The 20,466-nt window shown below is 63.1% G+C and carries 21 protein-coding genes; 5 read left to right on the forward strand and 16 right to left on the reverse strand.

Annotated features, from left to right (window positions below):
* Positions 1 to 212: 212 nt before the first annotated feature.
* From IZ6_RS10780 to mraZ, 13 genes are read right to left on the reverse strand one after another with little or no spacing between them, the layout of a single operon-like run.
* Positions 213 to 1,133, reverse strand: a complete 921-nt coding sequence (locus IZ6_RS10780; RefSeq protein WP_222875057.1) for a D-alanine--D-alanine ligase — start codon at positions 1,131 to 1,133, stop codon at positions 213 to 215.
* On the reverse strand, positions 1,133 to 2,104 hold the full coding sequence (murB, locus tag IZ6_RS10785; protein ID WP_222875058.1) for a UDP-N-acetylmuramate dehydrogenase: 972 nt from the start codon (positions 2,102 to 2,104) through the stop codon (positions 1,133 to 1,135). The genes IZ6_RS10780 and murB overlap by 1 nt, the downstream gene beginning before the upstream one ends.
* Positions 2,101 to 3,510 carry a UDP-N-acetylmuramate--L-alanine ligase gene (gene murC, locus IZ6_RS10790; protein ID WP_222875059.1) on the reverse strand — a complete coding sequence of 470 codons (1,410 nt, stop codon included), beginning with the start codon at positions 3,508 to 3,510 and terminating at the stop codon, positions 2,101 to 2,103. Before murC ends, murB begins: the two co-directional genes overlap by 4 nt.
* Before the next feature lie 15 nt (positions 3,511 to 3,525).
* On the reverse strand, positions 3,526 to 4,620 hold the full coding sequence (gene murG, locus IZ6_RS10795; RefSeq protein ID WP_222875060.1) for an undecaprenyldiphospho-muramoylpentapeptide beta-N-acetylglucosaminyltransferase: 1,095 nt from the start codon (positions 4,618 to 4,620) through the stop codon (positions 3,526 to 3,528).
* Positions 4,620 to 5,771: an FtsW/RodA/SpoVE family cell cycle protein gene (locus IZ6_RS10800; protein WP_222875061.1), complete on the reverse strand. Its 1,152-nt coding sequence runs from the start codon at positions 5,769 to 5,771 to the stop codon at positions 4,620 to 4,622. The genes murG and IZ6_RS10800 overlap by 1 nt, the downstream gene beginning before the upstream one ends.
* The gene (gene murD, locus IZ6_RS10805; protein ID WP_222875062.1) at positions 5,768 to 7,168 is read right to left on the reverse strand and encodes a UDP-N-acetylmuramoyl-L-alanine--D-glutamate ligase; all 1,401 of its coding nucleotides are present in this window, start codon (positions 7,166 to 7,168) and stop codon (positions 5,768 to 5,770) included. The genes IZ6_RS10800 and murD overlap by 4 nt, the downstream gene beginning before the upstream one ends.
* Entirely contained in the window at positions 7,168 to 8,253 is a 1,086-nt protein-coding gene (gene mraY, locus IZ6_RS10810; RefSeq protein ID WP_222875063.1) for a phospho-N-acetylmuramoyl-pentapeptide-transferase, read from the reverse strand. The genes murD and mraY overlap by 1 nt, the downstream gene beginning before the upstream one ends.
* Positions 8,254 to 8,262: 9 nt before the next feature.
* Entirely contained in the window at positions 8,263 to 9,681 is a 1,419-nt protein-coding gene (locus tag IZ6_RS10815; RefSeq protein ID WP_222875064.1) for a UDP-N-acetylmuramoylalanyl-D-glutamyl-2,6-diaminopimelate--D-alanyl-D-alanine ligase, read from the reverse strand.
* Positions 9,682 to 9,683: 2 nt separating this feature from the next.
* Complete coding sequence (locus IZ6_RS10820; RefSeq protein ID WP_222877614.1) at positions 9,684 to 11,120, reverse strand: UDP-N-acetylmuramoyl-L-alanyl-D-glutamate--2,6-diaminopimelate ligase; 1,437 nt, start codon at positions 11,118 to 11,120, stop codon at positions 9,684 to 9,686.
* A 23-nt stretch (positions 11,121 to 11,143) separates the two neighbouring features.
* Positions 11,144 to 12,796 carry a peptidoglycan D,D-transpeptidase FtsI family protein gene (locus IZ6_RS10825; RefSeq protein WP_222875065.1) on the reverse strand — a complete coding sequence of 551 codons (1,653 nt, stop codon included), beginning with the start codon at positions 12,794 to 12,796 and terminating at the stop codon, positions 11,144 to 11,146.
* Entirely contained in the window at positions 12,793 to 13,284 is a 492-nt protein-coding gene (gene ftsL / locus IZ6_RS10830) for a cell division protein FtsL (RefSeq protein WP_222875066.1), read from the reverse strand. The genes IZ6_RS10825 and ftsL overlap by 4 nt, the downstream gene beginning before the upstream one ends.
* Positions 13,281 to 14,309 (reverse strand): 16S rRNA (cytosine(1402)-N(4))-methyltransferase RsmH, encoded by a 1,029-nt coding sequence (gene rsmH / locus IZ6_RS10835; protein WP_420825583.1) that lies wholly within the window; start codon positions 14,307 to 14,309, stop codon positions 13,281 to 13,283. The genes ftsL and rsmH overlap by 4 nt, the downstream gene beginning before the upstream one ends.
* Positions 14,309 to 14,770 carry a division/cell wall cluster transcriptional repressor MraZ gene (gene mraZ, locus IZ6_RS10840; RefSeq protein ID WP_222875068.1) on the reverse strand — a complete coding sequence of 154 codons (462 nt, stop codon included), beginning with the start codon at positions 14,768 to 14,770 and terminating at the stop codon, positions 14,309 to 14,311. The genes rsmH and mraZ overlap by 1 nt, the downstream gene beginning before the upstream one ends.
* A gap of 317 nt (positions 14,771 to 15,087) precedes the next feature.
* Between mraZ and IZ6_RS10845 the strand changes: the two genes are divergently transcribed.
* Both IZ6_RS10845 and IZ6_RS10850 read left to right on the forward strand, forming a co-directional pair.
* Entirely contained in the window at positions 15,088 to 15,591 is a 504-nt protein-coding gene (locus IZ6_RS10845) for a thermonuclease family protein (RefSeq protein ID WP_222875069.1), read from the forward strand.
* Between the two features lie 36 nt (positions 15,592 to 15,627).
* Positions 15,628 to 15,873, forward strand: coding sequence for a hypothetical protein (locus IZ6_RS10850; protein WP_222875070.1), 246 nt, complete (start codon positions 15,628 to 15,630; stop codon positions 15,871 to 15,873).
* 9 nt (positions 15,874 to 15,882) lie between these two features.
* On the opposite strand, the gene IZ6_RS10855 is transcribed toward IZ6_RS10850, so the two are convergent.
* The gene (locus tag IZ6_RS10855) at positions 15,883 to 16,281 is read right to left on the reverse strand and encodes a (R)-mandelonitrile lyase (protein ID WP_222875071.1); all 399 of its coding nucleotides are present in this window, start codon (positions 16,279 to 16,281) and stop codon (positions 15,883 to 15,885) included.
* Between the two features lie 2 nt (positions 16,282 to 16,283).
* The gene (gene carA / locus IZ6_RS10860) at positions 16,284 to 17,480 is read right to left on the reverse strand and encodes a glutamine-hydrolyzing carbamoyl-phosphate synthase small subunit (protein WP_222875072.1); all 1,197 of its coding nucleotides are present in this window, start codon (positions 17,478 to 17,480) and stop codon (positions 16,284 to 16,286) included.
* A gap of 106 nt (positions 17,481 to 17,586) precedes the next feature.
* Between carA and IZ6_RS10865 the strand changes: the two genes are divergently transcribed.
* Entirely contained in the window at positions 17,587 to 18,045 is a 459-nt protein-coding gene (locus IZ6_RS10865; RefSeq protein WP_222875073.1) for a GatB/YqeY domain-containing protein, read from the forward strand.
* 346 nt (positions 18,046 to 18,391) lie between these two features.
* Positions 18,392 to 18,730 carry a P-II family nitrogen regulator gene (locus IZ6_RS10870; RefSeq protein WP_222875074.1) on the forward strand — a complete coding sequence of 113 codons (339 nt, stop codon included), beginning with the start codon at positions 18,392 to 18,394 and terminating at the stop codon, positions 18,728 to 18,730.
* Between the two features lie 74 nt (positions 18,731 to 18,804).
* Here the strand turns inward: IZ6_RS10870 and IZ6_RS10875 are convergent, their stop codons facing one another.
* Entirely contained in the window at positions 18,805 to 19,419 is a 615-nt protein-coding gene (locus tag IZ6_RS10875; RefSeq protein ID WP_222875075.1) for a TetR/AcrR family transcriptional regulator, read from the reverse strand.
* Between the two features lie 88 nt (positions 19,420 to 19,507).
* Here IZ6_RS10875 and IZ6_RS10880 point away from each other — a divergent pair, with 88 nt between their 5' ends.
* Positions 19,508 to 20,248 carry a 3-oxoacyl-ACP reductase family protein gene (locus IZ6_RS10880; protein ID WP_222875076.1) on the forward strand — a complete coding sequence of 247 codons (741 nt, stop codon included), beginning with the start codon at positions 19,508 to 19,510 and terminating at the stop codon, positions 20,246 to 20,248.
* The last annotated feature ends 218 nt before the right edge of the window (positions 20,249 to 20,466 follow it).

Here is a 20,466-nt window from a genome sequence, read left to right on the forward strand (position 1 = left end):
GGTCGCCGCCCTGCGGGGTCGGGCGGCGGACTGCGACGGCGCGGCGGTACGCGCCGGCGCAGCGTTGAAATAGGGATCTGTTCGAAGATCGGCGCGCAGCTCAGCGCGCGGTTCGGCCTTGGGGCCGGAAGAACGGAGCGGACGGTTTGAATAGATGACGCGGGCGCGCCCGTTTGAAGACGCGCCTCCGCTGACGGCCTTTAACTGGCCGTCTAACGATTTAAGCCTGCGTCTTCCACCATCCATCGCACGAGCTCGTCAAACGCAAAACCGGCGTGAGCCGCCAATTCGGGCACGAGGCTCGTTTCTGTCATGCCGGGCTGCGTGTTGACTTCGAGACAGACGAGCGCCCCGGTACCGCCCGGTCGGTCGTCGTATCGAAAGTCGGCACGGCTGACCCCGCGGCAGCCGAGCGCCTGATGCGCCTTGAGCGTGGATGATTGAACAAACTGGTAAACAGACTCTGAAATTTGGGCCGGCAGGATGTGTTTTGATCCGCCTTTTGCATATTTTGCGTGATAGTCGTACCAGCCCTCGGCGGCGACGATGTCGATGACGCCGGTGGGCTTGCCGTCGACCACGGCGCAGGTCAGCTCGCGACCCGCTATATACTTCTCAGCCAACAATAATTCGCCGTGCTCCCAATCGGGGCGGGTCAGCTCCTGCGGCGGGTGCTCCTGGTCTTCCTTGACGATCAGAATGCCGACCGAAGAGCCCTCCGAGACGGGTTTCAGCACATAAGGAGGCGTTAACGGGTGCGCTAAAGCTGCCTGCTTCCGGTTAACGACCTTTCCCTCGGCAACAGGCACGCCGGCCGCTGCCATGACCTGGCGGGCGCGCTCCTTGTGCATGGAGAGAGCCGAGGAGAGGACGCCCGAATGCGTGTAGGGAATCTCGAGCAACTCGAGCACGCCCTGCATCTGGCCGTCTTCGCCGAATTTGCCGTGCAGCGCGTTGAAAGCGGCATCGGGCTTCAGCTTGGTCAGAACTTCCGCCACATCGCGGCCGACATCGACTTTCGTGACGCGGTAGCCGGACTTTTCGAGACCCGCGGCGCAGGCCTTGCCGGAGTTGAGCGAGACTTCGCGCTCGGCGGACCAGCCGCCCATCAGAACCGCGACGTGCTTTGCCATCAGACCGCTCCCGTGAAGACATCACCGTCGAGAAATTCGCGCACGTCTTTGCCCGGCGCGAAATGGCCCATGCGGCGGATTTCCCATTTCAGCTCGATGCCGGACTTGGCGCGCACCTTGTTGCGCACCGTCTCGCCCAGAAGTTCGAGATCGTAGGCCGAGGCTTCGCCGGTATTGAGCAGGAAATTGCAATGCAGTTCGGAGACCTGCGCGTCGCCGATCTTCAGCCCGCGTCCGCCGGCCTCGTCGATCAGTTTCCAGCTCGAATGCCCATCCGGATTCTTGAAGGTCGAGCCGCCGGTCTTCGACCGAATAGGCTGAGACGACTCGCGCTTTTCGGTGATCTCGCGCATGCGCTGCTTGATCTCTTCGGGCTCGCCCGGCGTTCCGGCATAGACCGCCGAGACGAACACCGCGCCGCGCGGGCCGTTCGATTTGCGGTAGAGATAGCCCATATCCGCGTTTGAGAGCGTGACGATCTCGCCCTGCCGCGTCACGGCGCGAAGTTCAACCATGCGATCGCGCGTTTCGGTGCCGTAGCATCCCGCATTCATGTAAAGCGCGCCGCCGATGCCGCCGGGAATGCCGGAGTAGAAGGTCAGCCCGTCGATCCCGGCTTCGGCCGCGGCTTGCGCGACGCGCAGATCCGGCACCGCGGCGCCGGCTTTGATGCGATGCCCATCCAGAACCTCGATGCCGCCGAAGCCGCGCGCCGAGAGGCGGATGACAACGCCGTCAATGCCGCCGTCGCGGATCAGAAGATTGGAGCCGAGGCCTAAAACCGTGACGCGAATATCGTCGGGCAGGTTCTTGAGGAAGAACGCAAGGTCCTCCTCATCCGCCGGCTGGAACAGAAGCTGCGCCGGGCCGCCGACACGAAACCAGGTGATCTCGGAGAGAAGCTGATTGGGCGTCAGCCGGCCGCGCAGCTGCGCGGTCCAGTCGCCGAGCTTCAGCTCGGGAAAGCTCACGCTTTGCCTCCGACCGCTTCAAGCTCTCCCGGCAGCGCATAGGCCCATTGGGTGATCGAGCCGGCACCGAGGCACACGACGTAATCGCCCGATTTCGCAAAACCGGCGACGTGGTTGGCGAGCTGTTCGGGGGCGGCGAGCGCAATCACATTGCGATGGCCGCGCGCTTTCAAGGCAGCTACGAGCGAATCCCTGTCGGCGCCGGGGATCGGCTGCTCGCCGGCCGCGTAGACATCGGAGACGATGACGGCATCGGCATCGTTGAAGCAGGTCGAGAAGCCGTCAAACAGCGCGTGAAGGCGCGTGTAGCGGTGCGGCTGTACGACGGCGATGACGCGGCCGTCGGTCGAAGCGCGCGCGGCTTTCAGCACGGCGGCGATCTCGACCGGGTGATGGCCGTAATCGTCGTAGATCGAAACGCCTTTCCATTCGCCGGTCTTGGTGAAGCGGCGCTTCACGCCGCCAAAGCGCGACAGGCCAAGACGGATGAGATCGGGCGAGATGCCGAGATTGTGCGCCACCGCGATCGCGGCCGTTGCATTCAGCGCATTGTGATGGCCGGGCATCGGCAGTTCGAGGCCGGGAATATCGGTTTCCTTGCCGTCACGGTCGCGGATGCAGACGCGGAATTTGCAGCGGCCGCCTTTGAGATCGATGTCGAGCAGGCGCACATCGGCCTGCGGGTTCTCGCCATAGGTAACGACTCTACGATCTTCGATCTGGCCGACGAGATCCTGCACCACCGGATGATCGAGGCACATCACGGCAAAGCCGTAGAACGGGACATTTTCAACGAATGAGCGGAACGCCGCCTTGATCGCGTCATAGGTTTTGAAATGGTCGAGATGTTCGGGATCGATATTGGTGACGACCGCAATATCGGCCGGCAGCTTCAGGAAAGTGCCGTCGCTCTCATCCGCCTCGACCACCATCCAGTCGGACGCGCCCATGCGGGCGTTCGTGCCATAGGCGTTGATGATGCCGCCATTGATGACGGTCGGATCGAAATTGCCGGCGTCGAGAAGCGTCGCGACAAGCGAGGTCGTCGTCGTCTTGCCGTGCGTGCCGCCGATGGCGACGCAGGTTTTCATCCGCATCAGCTCGGCCAGCATTTCGGCGCGGCGCACGACCGGCAGACGCTTGCTGCGCGCAGCGATGAGTTCCGGATTGTCGCGCTTGATGGCGGTGGAGACGACGACCACCGCGGCCTCGTCGAGATTCTCGGCCTTATGGCCGACGGTGACCTTGATCCCTTTGTCGCGCAGGCGCCGCACATTGGCGTTTTCGGCGACGTCTGAGCCCTGAACCTTATAGCCCTGATTGGCCAGCACCTCGGCGATGCCGGACATGCCGATGCCGCCGATGCCGACGAAGTGGATGGGGCCGGTATTGGAAGGAAGCTTCATGGTCTAACTCGGACTTTAAGGCGCGGCCTCAAGGACGAGGTCGGCCAGCCGCGCGGCGGCATCGGGACGGGCATAGGCCGAAGCGGCCTTTGCCTGGCCGCTGAGTGTTTGCGGCTTTGCAAGGAGGTCCGTCAACAGGCGGGCCAGATTGGCCGGGGTGAACTCGGCCTGGGGGACGAGGGTTCCGCCCCCGGCCGCCTCGAGGGACCGGGCGTTCTCCAGCTGGTCGTTGTCGAGGGAATGGGGCAGCGGCACGAGGAAAGACGGCCGCCCGATGACGCACAATTCGGCCACTGTCGAAGCCCCGGACCGGGCGATGACAAGATGGGCATCGGCCATGCGCTGGGGCAGGTCACGGAAGAAGGGCGACAGCTCGGCCTTCACTCCGGCTTTCCGGTAGATCTCCTCGGCATGTTCGAGGTCTTCGGGCCGCGACTGCTGTACGATCTTCAGCCGGGCGCGCAGCTCGGGTTCGAGCGCGGCGATGGCCGGCGGCACGGTAACGGACATGATGCGCGCGCCCTGGCTGCCGCCGAAGGACAAAAGCCGGATCGGCCCGCCGGCCTCCGGCGCGGCATAGGTGGAAGCGGCCGTGCGCACGGCTTCGCGCACCGGATTGCCGACATGCGTCGCCTTCTCAAGAAGCCCCGGCTTCGCATTGGTAAGATTCGGAAATCCCATGCCGATGCGGGTCGCACGCGGCGCCAGGATCCGGTTGGCGCGGCCCATCACGGCGTTCTGTTCGTGGATGATCGTCGGCACGCCGAGAAGCTGTCCGGCCAGCAGCGGCGGCAGGCTCGGATAGCCGCCGAAACCGACAAGCGCGCGCGGCTTCAGTTTGCGGATGAGGCGGGCGCTTTCGCCGAAGCCGAGGCCGATCTTCGCCGCCGCTTTGAAAATCGCGAGCGGGTTTTTCGAGCCGAAGGTCGCGCTGTCCACGGCATAGACGGCCCGCGCCGGGAAATTCCCCGCATACTCTTTCGCACGCGGATCGGTGATGAGATCGACCGGCACGCCGCGCTTTGCGAGCTCGGCAGCGAGCGCTTCGGCCGGAAAGAGATGTCCTCCCGTGCCGCCGGCGGCGAGGAGGACCGGACGGGTATCGGCCATCAGCCGAGCTGCCCGGCAGGAAGCGGATTTGCGCCGGCTTCAAGCTTGGCGCGCGGGCGGCGCCGGGTGAGGGCGATGAGAGCCCCCATGCCGAAGGCCAGCGAAATTAACGATGAGCCGCCATAGGAAATGAAGGGCAAGGTCATGCCTTTCGCCGGCATCAGCTGAACGTTAACGGCCATATTGATCGCCGATTGCAGGCCGAACAGCATTGTCAGACCTGCGATGGCAAGACGCGCAAACGCATCTTCTTCGTTCGACGCGTGCCACAAGCCGCGCAGCACGACGAACGCAAACAGCCCAAGCAGAACCAGGCAGAAGATGATGCCGAATTCCTCGCCGGTGACGGCGAAGATGAAATCGGTATGGGCGTCCGGCAGAACGCGTTTCACGGTGCCCTCCCCCGGCCCTTTGCCGAGCCATCCGCCCGACACGAAACTCTCAAACGCGCGCTCGCCCTGAAAGTTCTCATTGCCGCCCGGATCGAGGAATTTGACGATGCGTTCGCGCACATGCGGCACGACTTTATACGCAAGGAAGATGCCCGCGATGCCGGTGCCCGCAAGGCCCCCCATCCAGAGCCAGCGCAGACCGCCAAGGAAGAACAGCGCACCCCAGACAATGCCGATCAGCATGGTCTGGCCGAAATCGGGCTGCAGCACGAGGACGCCGACGACAAGGCCGAACAGCGAGATCGCCATGAAGTGGCCGGGAATATCGTCGCGCCGCGCGCCTTCGGCGAACAGGAAGGCGGCGAGAATGATGAAGCTCGGTTTGACGAATTCGGACGGCTGCACGCCGACGGGGCCGAGCTGCAGCCAGCGATGCGCACCCTTGATCTCCGGGCCGATGAACAGCGCAAGGATCATCGCCGGCCAGAAGATAAGGAAGGTGATGAGCGCGGCACGGCGGATGCCGCGCGGATTGAGCATCGAGACCGCAAACATCACGGCGGCGGCGGGGATGAGGAACATCACCTGCCGGTTGACGAAGTGAAACAGATCAAGGTCCAGGCGCTCGGCCACCTGCGGGCTCGCCGCCAGCGAGAGCACGACACCGCCCACCATCAGCGCGATCACGGCGAAGAGGAGCGGTTTGTCGACCGTCCACCACCATTCGCTGAGGGGCGTGTTCTTGGCGCGCGAGATCATGGCACCCGTTCCGTATCGGCGGCCTTTATGCGCTCTTGCGCGAGTCGCCGGAAGTCATCGCCCCGGACTTCGAAATTTGGATACTGGTCGAAACTGGCGCAGGCCGGCGACAAAAGGACGACCGGCTCGTGCGCCGCAGACTTTGCCGCATCGCGCGTGGCCGCCAGAACCGCTTTGTCCATCGTCTCGCAGAATTCGTGCGGCACCGCACCGAGCGTCTTCGCAAACTCCGCCGAAGCTTCCCCGATGAGATAGGCTTTGGCGATGCGCGGAAAAAACGGCGCGAGGCTGACAATGCCGCCGCTTTTCGCCTTGCCGCCGAGGATCCAGAAAATATCGGATGCAAAACTCGCCAGCGCCTGCTGGGTGCTGTCGGCGTTCGTCGCTTTCGAGTCATTGACGAGCAGAACTTTGCCGGCATGGCCGATCTGCTCCATGCGGTGCGCAAGACCCGGAAACGTCTGAAGGCCGCGCGCGATGACGTCGGGCTCAAGCCCGAGCGCCAGACATGCGGCCATCGCCGCCGCCGCATTCTGCGCATTGTGTGCGCCACGCAAGGAACCGATGCCGGCAAGATCGGCGACTTCCCCCCCTGCCCCGCTCTGGGCGCGGATGAGTTTCGATCCTTCGGCATAGATGCCGCCGGTAAGCGGGCGGCGCTGCGAAATACGTACGGTTCTGGTGCCTGCCTGTTCGATGCGATCGGCAATAGCGGACGACAGATCATCGTCGATGCCGACGACAGCGGTGTCGGCCTTCGCCACAAGCCGCTCTTTGATCGCGGCGTAATTTTCCATCGTGCCGTGACGCTCGAGATGATCTTCCGACAGATTCATCAGCACGCCGACCGTCGGCTTCAGGCCGGGCGCCAGATCGATCTGGTAGGACGAGCATTCGATGACGTGAACGCGTCCCCTGCCCGGCGGGTCGAGATCGGTGATCGGCACGCCGATATTGCCGCCGATCTGCGCATCCAAACCCGCTTGGCGGAGGATGTGCCCGATCAGAGCCGTCGTCGTCGATTTGCCGTTGGTGCCGGTGATGGCGATGAGCGGCGCTTTCGGATCGAGCAGCGCGCGCTCGCGCGAGAAGACTTCGATATCTCCGATAATCTCGATCTTCGCCGCGTGAGCCTTCTCGACCGACCAATGCGGTTTGGGGTGCGTCAGCGGCACGCCCGGCGACAGAACGAGCGAGGAGAAGGTCGAGAAATCCGCATCGCGCAGATCGCCGGTCGCAATGCCCGCCGCTTTCGCCTTCTCGACGCTTTTTTCGCTGTCGTCCCAGGCAAGAACATCGGCGCCGCCGGCGACCAGCGATTTCGCGGTCGACAGACCCGACCCGCCAAGGCCGAACAGCGCGACGCGTTTGCCGCGGAACGAGGTGGCGGGTGTCATTATCTCAGCTTCAGCGTCGACAGTCCGATGAGCGCGAGAACGACCGCAATGATCCAGAAGCGGATCACGACCTGCGGCTCCGTCCATCCCAATTGTTCGAAATGGTGATGGATCGGCGCCATGCGGAAGACGCGCTTGCCGGTGAGCTTGAAGGAGACGACCTGGATGATGACGGAGGCGGCTTCAAGAACGAACAGGCCGCCGATGATCGCAAGAACGATCTCATGCTTGGTGGCAACGGCAATCGAGCCGAGAAGACCGCCGAGCGCGAGCGATCCGGTATCGCCCATGAAAACCTGCGCCGGCGGCGCGTTGAACCACAAAAAGCCGAGCCCCGCGCCCAAGATCGCGCCGCACATCACCGCAAGCTCGCCGGTTCCGGGCGTGAAATTGATCTGCAGATAATCGGCAAAGACCGCGTTACCCGCGAGATAGGCGATGAAGGCAAAGCTCATCACCGCGACCATCACCGGCACAATCGCCAAACCATCCAGACCGTCGGTGAGATTCACCGCATTGCCCGAACCGACAATGACGAAGGCGCCGAAGATGACGAAGAACCAGCCGAGATAAAGCAGAAAATCCTTCAGGAACGGGAAGGCAAGCGAGTTCGCAAGATTGTCGGGGCTGACCACCTGCATGATGACGACGGCCATGCTGGCGATCAGGAATTCGAACACAAGGCGCGTCTTGCCGGAAAAGCCTTTATGGCTCTGCTTGGTGATCTTCAGATAGTCGTCGTAGAAGCCGATCAGTCCGAAGCCGAGCGTCACGCCGAGCACGACCCAGACATAGGGGTTGCGCAGATTGCCCCAGAGCAGCGTCGACACCACAAGCCCAAGCAGGATCATCAGTCCGCCCATTGTGGGCGTACCTTTCTTGGTCAGAAGATGGGTCGGCGGGCCGTCTTCGCGGATCGGCTGGCCCTTGCCCTGGCTGACCTTGAGATAGGAAATGATCGCCGGGCCGAACATGAAGACGAAGAGCAGCGCCGTAATGACGGCGCCGCCGGTCCGGAAGGTGATGTAGCGGAAGACGTTCAGCGCCGGGAACGCGTCCGAAAAGTCCGCAAGGAAAGCCAGCATAAAAAATCCTCAGGCGGCGGATTCGGCCGCGGCGAATCGGCGGTTAAGCGCGGCGACGATAGGGCCCATTTTGCTGCCGAGCGAGCCTTTGACCATCACCACATCGCCGGGCTTGATGGCATCGAGAACGGCTTCTTCGAGTTCGGCGGACGTTGCGGCCCAGGCGCCGCGGCGCGACGCCGGCAGCGCATCGAACAGCGCCCGCATATGCGGCCCTGCGGCGAAAACGAGATCGACGCGCGCCTGATCGAGCGGACCCGCGAGCTCGCGGTGCATGTCTTCGGACTGATGGCCGAGTTCGAGCATATCGCCGAGAACGGCGATGCGGCGGCCCGAACGCGTCTGGCCGAGAACTTCGATCGCCGCGCGCATGGAAGCGGGATTGGCGTTGTAGCTTTCGTCGAGCAATGTGGCGCGCCCGCCGCGCACATGCAGCACATGACGCTGGCCGCGGCCGACGGGAGGCTGGAACTGGCCGAGCGCTTCGGCCGCCGCCTTCACATCGACATCGGCAAGCCGCGCCGAGAGAAGCACCGCGAGCGAATTCTGCACGAGATGGCGGCCGGGCGCGCCGAGCGAATAGGCGATGTCCTTGCCGAGGATCGAGGCGGTGATCGCCGTGCGGTCGGACAGGACGCTGTACATCAGCAGCCGCGCGCTGGCGTCGGGCGCTGCGCCGAAGGTCATGATCTGCGCGTCGTATTTCTTCGCTTCATCGGCCAAGCGCGCCGCATAGGCATTGTCGGCATTGATGATGGCGAAGAAACCGCCGGGCTCGAGCCCGGTGAAAATCTCGGCCTTCGCATCGGCAATCGCATTCACCGATGCGAAATGTTCGAGATGCACCGGCTCGACATTGGTCACGATGGCCACATGCGGGCGCACGAGTTTCGTCAGCGGGGTGATTTCGCCCGCATGGTTCATGCCGATTTCGAACACGGCATAGGCCGCGCTTTTCGGCAGACGGGCCAGCGAGAGCGGCACGCCCCAATGATTGTTGAAGCTTGCGACCGAGGCATGCACTTCGCCGTCGACGCCGAGTGCAAGGCGCAGCATTTCCTTGGTCGAGGTTTTGCCGACGCTGCCGGTGACGGCGAAGATTTTCGCGTCCGAACGGGCGCGTGCGGCGACAGCAAGGCGCGTCAGCGCGGCCAGCACATCGTCGACGATGACCGCCGGCCAAACGCGGCCGACGCGCGGCGCTTTCTTTTCGGAGATGACAGCAATGCTGCCGAGATTTTCGAGCGCAGCCTTCGCGTAATCGTGGCCGTCCATCTTGTCGCCGGTGATGGCGAAGAACGCCTCGCCCGGCTTGATGGTGCGGCTGTCGATGGAAATGCCGGTGATGGTTTGCGGCATGGTGCCGATGACGCGGCCGCCGACGGCCGCGGCAAACTCCTCACCCGTCCACAAAGCAGCCCCGCTCATTGTCAGTCCTTCAATGCCGCACGGATCGCCTCATGATCGGAAAACGGCAACACCCGCTCCTTCACGATCTGCCCCGTCTCATGGCCCTTGCCGGCCACAAGTAGCACATCGCCCGGTTTCAGCTCTCTGACGGCCGTCGCTATCGCTTCGCCGCGGTCACCGATCTCGCGCGCTCCGGGCGCCGCGGCAAGGATCTGGGACCTGATCGTCGACGGCTTCTCGGAGCGAGGATTGTCGTCGGTCACGATCACATTATCCGCTTTCTCATGGGCAACTGCACCCATCAAGGGCCGCTTCCCAGGGTCGCGGTCCCCGCCCGCCCCGAACAGTACGGTCAGCCGGCCCTCGGCATAGGGGCGAAGGGCCGAAAGGGCGTTCGCCAGGGCATCCGGAGTGTGGGCGTAATCGACGATCACGGTCGCCCCGTTACGCTCGCCGACGCGCTCGAGGCGGCCGCTCGCGCCTTTCAGATTTTCAAGCGCAGCGAATACTTTATCCGGCTTTCCTCCAGTGGCGATGGCAAGTCCGGCCGCGACCAGGGCATTCTCGATCTGGAAAGCGCCGGCGAGCGGCAGCGTGAGCCGGTAGTCCTCATCGCCATGGCGCAGATGCAGCTTCTGGGAGAAGCCCAAGCGCTCAGTCGCGAAGAGGTGGATATCTGTTCCCTTTGCCCCAACGGTCAGAGTTTTGAGGCCCCTTCCCCGCGCCGCGGCGATGAAGGTCTCGGCCCCGTCGCTGTCGGCCGAAACCACGGCTCCGGCCTTCGGCGGCAGAACCTCGGAAAAGAGCTTCAGCTTGGCCTGCCGGTAGTGATCGAAACTCGCGTGATAATCGAGGTGATCGCGCGTGATGTTGGTGAAGCCGCCGGCGGAAAGCTGCAGCCCGTCGAGCCGGTGCTGATCGAGCCCATGCGAAGACGCCTCCAGAGCCAGATGCGTGACGCCCTCGCCGGTGAGGCGGTCGATGATCTTGTGCAGCGCGATCGGATCGGGCGTCGTCAGATTCGAATATTCCTCGCCCTTCGGCGAGACGAGACCGACCGTGCCGAGGCTTGCCGCTGGATGGCCGAGTTCCGTCCAGATCTGGCGCAGAAAACTTGCGACCGATGTTTTGCCGTTGGTGCCTGTAACAGCGGCGATAACCTTCGGCTGGCGCGGATAAAAACGCGCCGCGACCTTTGCCAAAGCGATGCGCGCATTCGGCACGCGAATAACCGGAACACCGAAATTCTCTTTCGGCTCGCTCTCGGTGAAGATCGCAACCGCGCCTTTCTCGACGGCGGAGCGCGCGAAATTCATCCCGTCGGCTTTGACGCCGGGCATCGCCGCAAACAGAAAGCCGGGCTCGACCGCGCGGCTGTCGGCGGTGATGCCGGCAATCGCGATCCGCGCCGTTTCGAAAGAGAGATTGGCTTCGGGAAGAAGTTCGCCGAGCGCCAGCGCGCCCGGCCCTGTCTTGATTGTCACCTGACCTCCCCGAGCGCCGCGGCGGTCAGCCCGGGCGGGAGGTTTGGCGGTGCGTCGAAGTCCGGAACAATGCCGAGAAGCGGCGCTATGCGCGCCACGATCTTGCCGGTCACCGGCGCGGCGTTCCAGCCGGAGGTCCGGAAGCCGTGGGTGTCCTTGGTGGGTTTCGGTTCGTCGAGCATGACGAGGAGAGCGTAGCGCGGCGCGTCCGTCGGGAAAACCGCCGTGAAGGCCGTCATGACCTTTTCGTCCGAATAGCGCCCATTCACGACCTTTTCGGCCGTACCCGTCTTGCCGCCGACCCTGTAACCGGGGATATCGGCCTTCTTGGCCGAGCCCTTTTCGGCATTGAGGCGCATGAGATAGCGCATCTGGTCGGACGTGAAGGGCTTGATGACCTGGGTCGCGAGCCGGCGCGCCTCTTCGGGCGTGCGCCTAAGGAAAGTCGGCGGAATGAGAAGGCCGCCATTCATCAGGGCCGAAGTCGCCATCAGCGCCTGAAGCGGCGCGACCGCAATGCCGTGGCCGAAAGAGATGGTGACGGTATTCAGCTCGCCCCAATTGCCGGGAACGATGGGACGGGCGCTTTCCGCAAGCTCGGTGCGCAGCCGATCGAGCTGGCCCATCTTTTTGAGAAACGCCTTATGGCCGTCGACGCCGACGGCGAGCGCAATTTTGGCCGTGCCGATATTCGACGAGTGAATGAAGACTTCCGGCACCGAGAGCACGCGGCGTTCCGGATGGAAATCGTCGATCTGGAATTTTCCGTATTGCAGCGGCCGGGTCGCATCGAACCGGTCGGTCATTTTAACAAGACCGCTGTCGAGCGCCATTGCGAGCGTCAGCGCCTTGAAGGTCGAGCCCATCTCGTAAACGCCGACCGCGATACGGTTAATGTTGTCGGGCTTCAGCGCATCGGTCGGAACGTTCGGATCGTAATCGGGCAGCGAGACGAAAGAGACGATCTCGCCGGTATTGACGTCCATCACGACGCCGGAGGCGGCAATCGCCTGAAACTCTTCCTTGGCGCGCACAAGCTCATCGCGCACCGCATGCTGGACGAGAAGGTCCATCGCAAGCTCGACGGGTTTTCCGTCGCTCTTGCCGTCCTTCGAAACCTTGTCGGTCTTGTCGATATATTGCTCGATGCCGGCAATGCCCTTGTTGTCGACATCGACGGCGCCGATGGCATGCGAGACGAGCGCGCCGTTGGGATAGACGCGGCGCTGCTCGTTGAGGAAGCCGACGCCCGGAATGCCGAGGCGGTGCACGTCGAGCTGTTCACGCGGCGTGATTTCGCGCTTCACCCAGACAAAGCCGGCGTCCTTGGAAAAGCGTTTGTGAATCTCCTGCGGATCGAGACCCGGCATGACTTCGATCAAAGCTTCCGCCGCTTCGTCGGTGTCGAGCATGCGGCGCGGTTCGGCGAAGATGGAAGATGTTTCGATATCGGTCGCGAGCTGACGCCCGGCGCGATCGACAATCGACGGACGCTTTGCGGCAAGACCCGCTTCCGCATCGAGCCGCGCTTTTTCCTTCAGTTCGGCGCCGGAGCCGAGCCAGACGAGACGGCCGCCAATGCCGAGATAGAGAACCGCAAAAGCGAGCATGGCCAGACGCACGCGTCCGGCGGCGCGGCGCGGCGTCATTGCGGCGGCCCGTAATCCGGCACGCCGCCCATGCCGAATTCATTCATGGTGCGGTCGATGCGGCTTCCGCCCGAGGGCATCGCAAGGCCCATGCTTTCAATGGTGCGCGCAATCGGATCTTCACCCGGCGGCTTCGGACCTTCGATGATCTTCATATCCATCTGGCCAAGCGAGGCGATGGTGTCGGCAATGCTGTCGACGCGCACGGGACGCAAAGGCAGATCGGCCAGCGCCATGCGCTGGCGCGAATCCACCGGCTTCAGATCGAGATGTTTTTCGGCGAGATTCTGGATGCGGTCGGGACGCGTCAGATGCGCCCATTCGGCGTTCAGAATATTGATCGAGACTTTTTCGCGCTCGATCTGACGGTTGAGGCGCTCGACCTCCACCGCCTGCCAGGTCGCTTCATATTTGATTTTGTAGACGGTCGCAGCCGCGCCGATGAGCATCAGCACGGCCAGCACATTGATGGTCCGCGTGACCTTCATGCACGCGCCATGAACTGGGTGAGAGCGCTCAGCTGCGGCACGCCGTAAGCGAGCGGATCGGACGCGCCGCGAGCGGGGGCCTCGGTCCGCTCAGCGGCGCGCAGGCGCGCCGAACGGGCGCGCGGATTACGGGCCATTTCCTCATCGCCGGGCGTCGCCGAACGGATGATCGGAATGAAAGTGGGAGCCGCGGCGAAGGTCGCCGGTGCATGGCGCGAGACATTCGGCGTCGTGCGCGAACGCTCGGCGAGGAAGGTTTTGACGATGCGGTCTTCGAGCGAATGGAAGCTGACGACGGCAAGCCGTCCGCCGGGCGCGAGAACCTCTTCGGCCGAAAACAGCGCGCGCAGAAGTTCGCCGAGTTCATCGTTCACGGCGATGCGCAGCGCCTGGAAGGTGCGCGTTGCCGGATGGATCATATCGGGATTGCGGCCGAGTACGGCTTCGCAGATTTTCGCAAGCTGCGCCGTCGATGCAATACGGCCATTGACGCGTTCGGCAACGATGGCCTTGGCGATCTGCGTCGCGCGGCGTTCTTCGCCGAAGGTGCGGATGAGAGCGGCGAGATCTTTTTCGGCAAGCTCGTTGACGAGATCTGCGGCGCTGGCCCCTTCCCGCTCCATGCGCATATCGAGCGGACCGTCGAAGCGGAAGGAGAAGCCGCGATCGGCGGTGTCCAGCTGCATGGACGAAACGCCGACATCGAGAACGACGCCATCGACGCACTCGACGCCGAGCTCATGCATGATTTCCTTGAGATCGCCGAAGCGGCCCTGAACGAGCGTCAGGCGGCCTTTGGCGTCTTCCACGAGAGAGGCACCGCCCTGAACGGCGTCCGCATCGCGGTCGATGCCGACGACTTTGGTGTCGGCCATATCGAGAATGGCGCGGCTATAACCGCCGGCGCCGAAGGTGCCGTCGATATAAAGACCGCCGTCGATGGGCGCGAGCGCGGAGACCGCTTCATCTCGCAGCACCGAGACGTGGCGCTGCGCACCCGGCGAGGTGTCGAGCTGCAGGCCCATCATTGCAGCGTCTCCGGCTTTCCGCCGGCCGTGCGACGAAGATCGCGAGCCTTTGCGCGTGCGGCGTCGAGATGGGCGCGAAATGTCTCCGGCTCCCAGATCTGGAATTTGTGGCCGTGGCCGACGAAGGTCACCGAATCCGTGATGCCAGCATAGGCTTTCAGGCTCTCGGTGAGAATGATGCGGCCTTCCGCATCGGGTTTGAGGATTTCGCTCGTGCCGAGCAGCGCCGTCGAAATCTGGTCCCGCTCGTCCGAATAAGGGGCAAAGCTTTCGAGAAGACGGTCGATCTCGCCGAGCAGTGCATTGCCGCCCGCATCGAGCGCCTGCGAATCCAGCGACGGCAGAACGCAGATCCCCTCGTGTCCGTCCCGCGCAAGAACAGCCCTGAAGGATGCGGGTATGGAAACCCGCCCTTTGGCGTCCAGCCGGTTGGTGAAATTGGACACGAAGCGGTCCATCGATCCCCTCACACCCTTGGACACAGCTCCGCCCAGGACGGCTCATGGCCCCTCCGGCCATGGGACGATTACGCGCAACAAGAGCTCCACAAGGGACGATTTGGGATAGCATGGGATTTTATGGGGGTCAAACCATATTTAGCCACAATTAACCATTTTCCGGGCTCGCGCATGGGAAAACGCCCCCGCTAAGCCTCTGACGAATATGGGCCGTTAAGGTTAATGGCGCGTATGTGGGGGACTTTCCCAAGATCCCACGGCAGAACCGAATTTTAAGCCCCGATGCCGATGATGCCTGCCTTGAGGGGTGACGGGGCATGATCGATCTGATCCGCGCTGCGGGGCTAAAACCCGCGGGCAAATTTTCATTCTTATCTCTGGCCGTGACTTTGGCTTTGGCGGTGACCGCCCTCGCCGGCTGGCTCGTGCTCGAAGACCGCGAGGCGCTCGCAGTCGCATCCGCGCCGAGCTTTTCGATCTGCAAAAAGACGCCGTATGAGAATTGCGTCGTCGACGGCGACACCTTCTATCTCGGGCGTGAGCCCATCCGCATCGCCGATATCGATGCGCCGGAAGTCCACCCTGCCCGCTGCCCCTACGAGGCCGAGCTCGGCGCCATGGCAACGAAAAGGCTCCGCGACATTCTCAATGCGCGGCCGTTCGAGCTGCAGCCTTATGAGCGCGATACCGACAAGTACGGACGCAAGCTGCGCGTCGTCGCGCAGGGCGGCTATTCGGTCGGCGGCATGCTGGTCATGGAAGGCCTCGCGCGCACCTGGACCGGCCATCGCAGGCCGTGGTGCGACGAACAGGCGATCTAGTTACGCGACGTGCTAGCGTAATCGCCGGAGACTACGATGTCGGGATGGCGCTACGCACATATCGGAACCGAAGGCCAAGCCTTCGACCTCAATGGGTTGAATCCGTGGGCGTATGAGTGGCGCTCGCTCGAAGAGAACGTGACACTCCCGCACCCGGATTATCCGTCACAGTTTCATGCGTATCGCGTCTGGGAAATCAACGCTGCAAACAAGGTGCTGCGTTTTGCGGCGACGGATGTCTCGAACTGCGTATGGGCGTTCTATCTACCTTCACCGTCATAATGGCAGCCGCTAGCGGCCTTGATACTGCGCGTCGGTGACGGGCTCCAGCCATTCGACATGAGCGCCGTTCAGCGCTTCATGGATCGCGATATGCGACATAGCCGTGGAGGCGCTTGCACCGTGCCAGTGCTTTTCGCCCGGCGGAATCCACACAACATCGCCGGGACGGATCTCTTCGATCTTGCCGCCCCAGACCTGCGCCAGTCCCAAGCCTGATGTCACCACAAGCGTCTGGCCGAGCGGGTGGGTGTGCCAATTGGTGCGCGCGCCGGGCTCGAAGGTGACGAGAACGCTTTTCATCCGCGCCGGCTCCGGCGCTTCGAGGATCGGGTCCTGCCGCACGGCGCCGGTGAAGTATTCCGGAGGCGCTTTGGCGGAAGGGCGCGAACCGCTGCGCTTGATGTCCATGATTACTTCGCGCTGTCGATGAGATCGGCAAAACGTTTGAAGAGGTAATGCGAGTCCTGCGGGCCGGGGCTGGCTTCCGGATGGTACTGCACGGAGAAAGCCGGACGGTCGGTGAGACGGATGCCGCAATTGGAGCCGTCGAACAACGAGACATGCGTCTCTTCCGCATTGTTCGGCAGCGTGCCGCGATCGACAGCAAAACCGTGATTCATCGAGGTGATCTCGACCTTGCCGGTGGTGAAGTCCTTCACCGGATGGTTCGCGCCGTGATGGCCCTGATGCATTTTCTGCGTCTTCGCGCCGATAGCGAGGCCGAGCAGCTGATGGCCGAGACAGATGCCGAAGGTCGGCACTTTCTTGTCGAGCACTTCGCGGATCACCGGCACTGCATATTCGCCGGTTGCCGCCGGATCGCCCGGGCCGTTCGACAGGAACACGCCATCGGGCTTCAGCGCCATGATCTCATCGGCCGTCACCGTCGCGGGCACGACGATGACATGGCAATCCTGTTCGGCGAGAAGGCGAAGGATGTTGCGCTTGGCGCCGTAATCGATGGCAACCACACGGCGTTTGCCCGAGCCGAGTTTTTTGTAGCCGCCCTCGAAGGTCCAGCCCGCCTCGCCCCACTCGAAGCGCTGGGCGCTGGTGACGCCCGGCACGAGATCGACGCCTTCCATGCTCGGAATGGCGGCGGCGGCTTTGCGCAGCGCGTCGATATCGAAGCGGCCTTGCGGATCATGGGCGATGACGGCGTTCGGCATGCCCTTTTCGCGGATCAGCGCGGTCAGCGCCCGCGTGTCGATGCCGGTGAGGCCGACAATACCGCGGGCCTTCAGCCAGGCATCGAGGCCGCGGCTGGCGCGCCAGTTGGACGGATCGGTGATCGGGGCGGCCAGAACCGCGCCGCGGACGCCGGTCGAGGCGGCGGCATTCACCGTCTCGATGTCGTCCTCGTTCGTTCCGACATTGCCGATATGGGGAAAGGTGAAGGTGATGATCTGGCCGGCATAAGAGGGATCCGTCAGGATCTCCTGATAGCCGGTCATGGCCGTGTTGAAGCAGACTTCGCCGGTCGCCTGCCCCTCGGCGCCCATGCCCTGCCCCTCAAGGACGGTCCCGTCGGCCAGGACCAAAAGAGCCGTGGGCCTGGGTTCGGTCCAGGCGTCGCCGCTTCCCCGGGGGGCTTGTTCGCTCGTCATGTCTGCCTTAGGTCTGGCGCGCCCAAAGTGCGCGGTCAGGGGGCTAGCTAAGCCCCGCCCGCGCGCCGGTCAACATCACACCCCATTTCTCCGGAGCAAATCCGCCATGTCCGCCCTGCGCGAGCAGATCAATAACGACCTCAAGGAAGCGATGAAGGCCGGCCAGAAGTGCCGCCTGGCAACGCTCCGCCTGATCAATGCGGCCATCAAGGACCGCGATATCGAGGCGCGCGGCCAGGGCAAGGAGCCCCTCTCTGAAGATGAGCTGCTGCAGCTCTTCCAGAAGATGATCAAGCAGCGGCAGGAATCGGCGAAAATCTATGCCGAGAACGGCCGGGCCGAACTTGCCGCCCAGGAGAATGAGGAAATCCAGCACATCTCCGGCTTCATGCCCAAGCAGATGGACGAGGCCGAGACGAAGGCCGCCATCGAAGGCGTGGTGAAGGAGCTCGGCGCGGCCGGCCTCAAAGACATGGGCCGCGTCATGGGCGAACTGAAAGCCCGCTATGCCGGCAAGATGGATTTCGGCAAGGCCAACGGCGTCGTCAAAGCGGTGCTCAGCTGAACACCGTCTCGGACAAGCTGTGCGCAGCACAGCGCCGATCCGGGACCCAGGAGTAAAGTGCGAAGCGCTGGTTGAGCGGCATTCGAACTCGGATGTTTCCGAGTTCGACCCTTTGAAAACTCAAGTCGGGAACACCCGGCCCGAGTGCCGCTCTCATATCTGGACCCCGGATCACGCGACACAGCTTCGCTGTGCGCTGTCCGGGGAACAAAACCCTGGCTAAAAAATACCGCCGCTCCCGCTCGCCCCCTTTCCGCTCCAGCCCCAACGCCCGATAATCTGACCAAACGCCTGCCTTTTTGGGCGGCGGACTGCCAAGAACAATCGGCAGCAAGGGGGAGCGCACATGAGGCTCATTATTGCGATCATCAAACCGTTCAAGCTCGACGAGGTGCGCGATGCGCTCTCGGCCGTCGGCGTGCAGGGCATCACCGTTTCGGAAGTGAAAGGCTATGGCCGCCAGAAGGGCCATACTGAAATCTATCGCGGCGCCGAATACGCCATCCATTTCCTGCCGAAGGTCAGACTCGAAATTGCGGTGCCCGACGAAAACGCCCAACGCACGATCGAGGCCATCGTGAAGACCGCAAAGACCGGACAGATCGGCGACGGAAAAATCTTCGTCCTGCCGATCGAGAGCGCGCTGCGCATCCGCACCGGCGAAATCGACAACGACGCGCTCTGACGCATGATCCCGAAAAGTGGAAACCGGTCAACGCGCGGCCAAGGCCGCGCGTTTTTCTTTTCACCAAAGCGTTGTCAGGCTTTCTGGCTGGCCGCGATCAGCCCGTCCCATACCGCCATTTGCTGGCGCACGATGCGCTCGAGGTCGGAGCGTTTGACTCCGTCACGCGCCTGCACGGACATGCCCTGCGTGACCGTTGAGATATAGGCGGCAAGCGCGGCGGTATCGGTCTTTTTCGGCACGTCGCCGTCTTTTACGCCGCGGTCGAGCCGCTTTTTGACATTGCTGATGCCCTCATGGCGCGCGGCGGCAAGGAAGTCGCGGATTTCTTCGTCCTCCGGCGCACCGACAAGACTCGACAGCACCATCATGCAGCCGGGCGGCTTGCCTTTCTCGACATAATTCTTCGCGAAAAAAAGCAGAAGGCGCTCGATTGCCTCGCGCGCGGTCGCGCCTTCCTCCAGCGCCGCAACGGCCTCGACGCCCTCGCTCGCCACATAAAACTCCGCCGCTTCACGGAAGAGCGCCTCCTTGCAGCCGAAAGCGGCATAAAGGCTCGGTCTGTTGATGCCCATGGCTTCCGTCAGATCCGCCATCGAAGTCGACGCATAGCCGCGCTTCCAGAACTCGCGCATCGCAAGCTCCAGAGCTTTGGACCTGTCGAACTCTAGAGGACGTCCACGGGGCATTTATTTGTACCTTTCGGTATATATATCATTGACAGTCCGGCCTGCCATTCCCAATATCATACCAATCGGTACATTATAGGAGATTAACATGGCCGGCAAGGATAAGAAGGTTGCTCTCGTCACCGGGGGTAGCCGCGGCATCGGCGCCGCCATCGTCGAACGTCTCGCAGAGGACGGGTTTGACGTCGCGTTCACTTATGTCAGCGGTGCTGCGCCCGCAAAAGCGCTCGAAGAGAAACTGAACAAAGCCGGACATAAAGTGACGGCGTTCCAGGCCGACAGCGCCGATGCGGCGGCCGTCGAAGGCGCGGTCGAAAAAACCTTTTCGCAATTCGGACGCATCGATCTTCTCGTCAACAATGCCGGTGTGGCACCCGATGCCCCGGTCGACGATGTGCCGCTCGACGTGATCGACCGGACGATCGCGATCAACACCCGCTCGGTTTTCATCGCCTCGCGCACCGCCGCAAAGCACATGCAGAAAGGCGGACGCATTGTCTCCATCGGCTCGTGCCTTGGCGAACGCGTCGGCTTTCCCGGCGTCTCCCTGTACTCGATGACAAAGGCCGCGCTTGTCGGCCTCACCCGCGGCATGGCGCGCGATTACGGTCCGCGCGGGATCACCGTGAATGTCGTCGAGCCCGGCCCGATCGATACCGACATGAACCCGGCCGATGGCGAGAACGCCGAATATCTGAAGACGCTGACGGCGCTCGGCTCCTACGGACAGGGCAAGGACATCGCCGCGATGGTGTCGTTCCTTGCGGGCGATGGCGGTCGTTACGTCACCGGCGCCTCGCTTCTGGTCGATGGCGGCGTCAACGCCTAAGCCGTGTCCCGGACAAGCTGTGTGCAGCACAGCTGCCGATCCGGGACCCGGACATAAGCGCAAAGCACATTCTGAGCGGCACTCAAGTCGGGTGTTCCCGACTTGAGATTAAAAGAAGCGAACTCGGAAACATCCGAGTTCGAACGCCCTCACTCCTGGACCCCGGATCACGCGACACGGCTTTGCTGTGCGCGGTCCGGGGAGCGTAAACGCGGCCT

The organism is Terrihabitans soli, assembly GCF_014191545.1.
GTDB classification, from domain to species: domain Bacteria; phylum Pseudomonadota; class Alphaproteobacteria; order Rhizobiales; family Methylopilaceae; genus Flaviflagellibacter; species Flaviflagellibacter soli.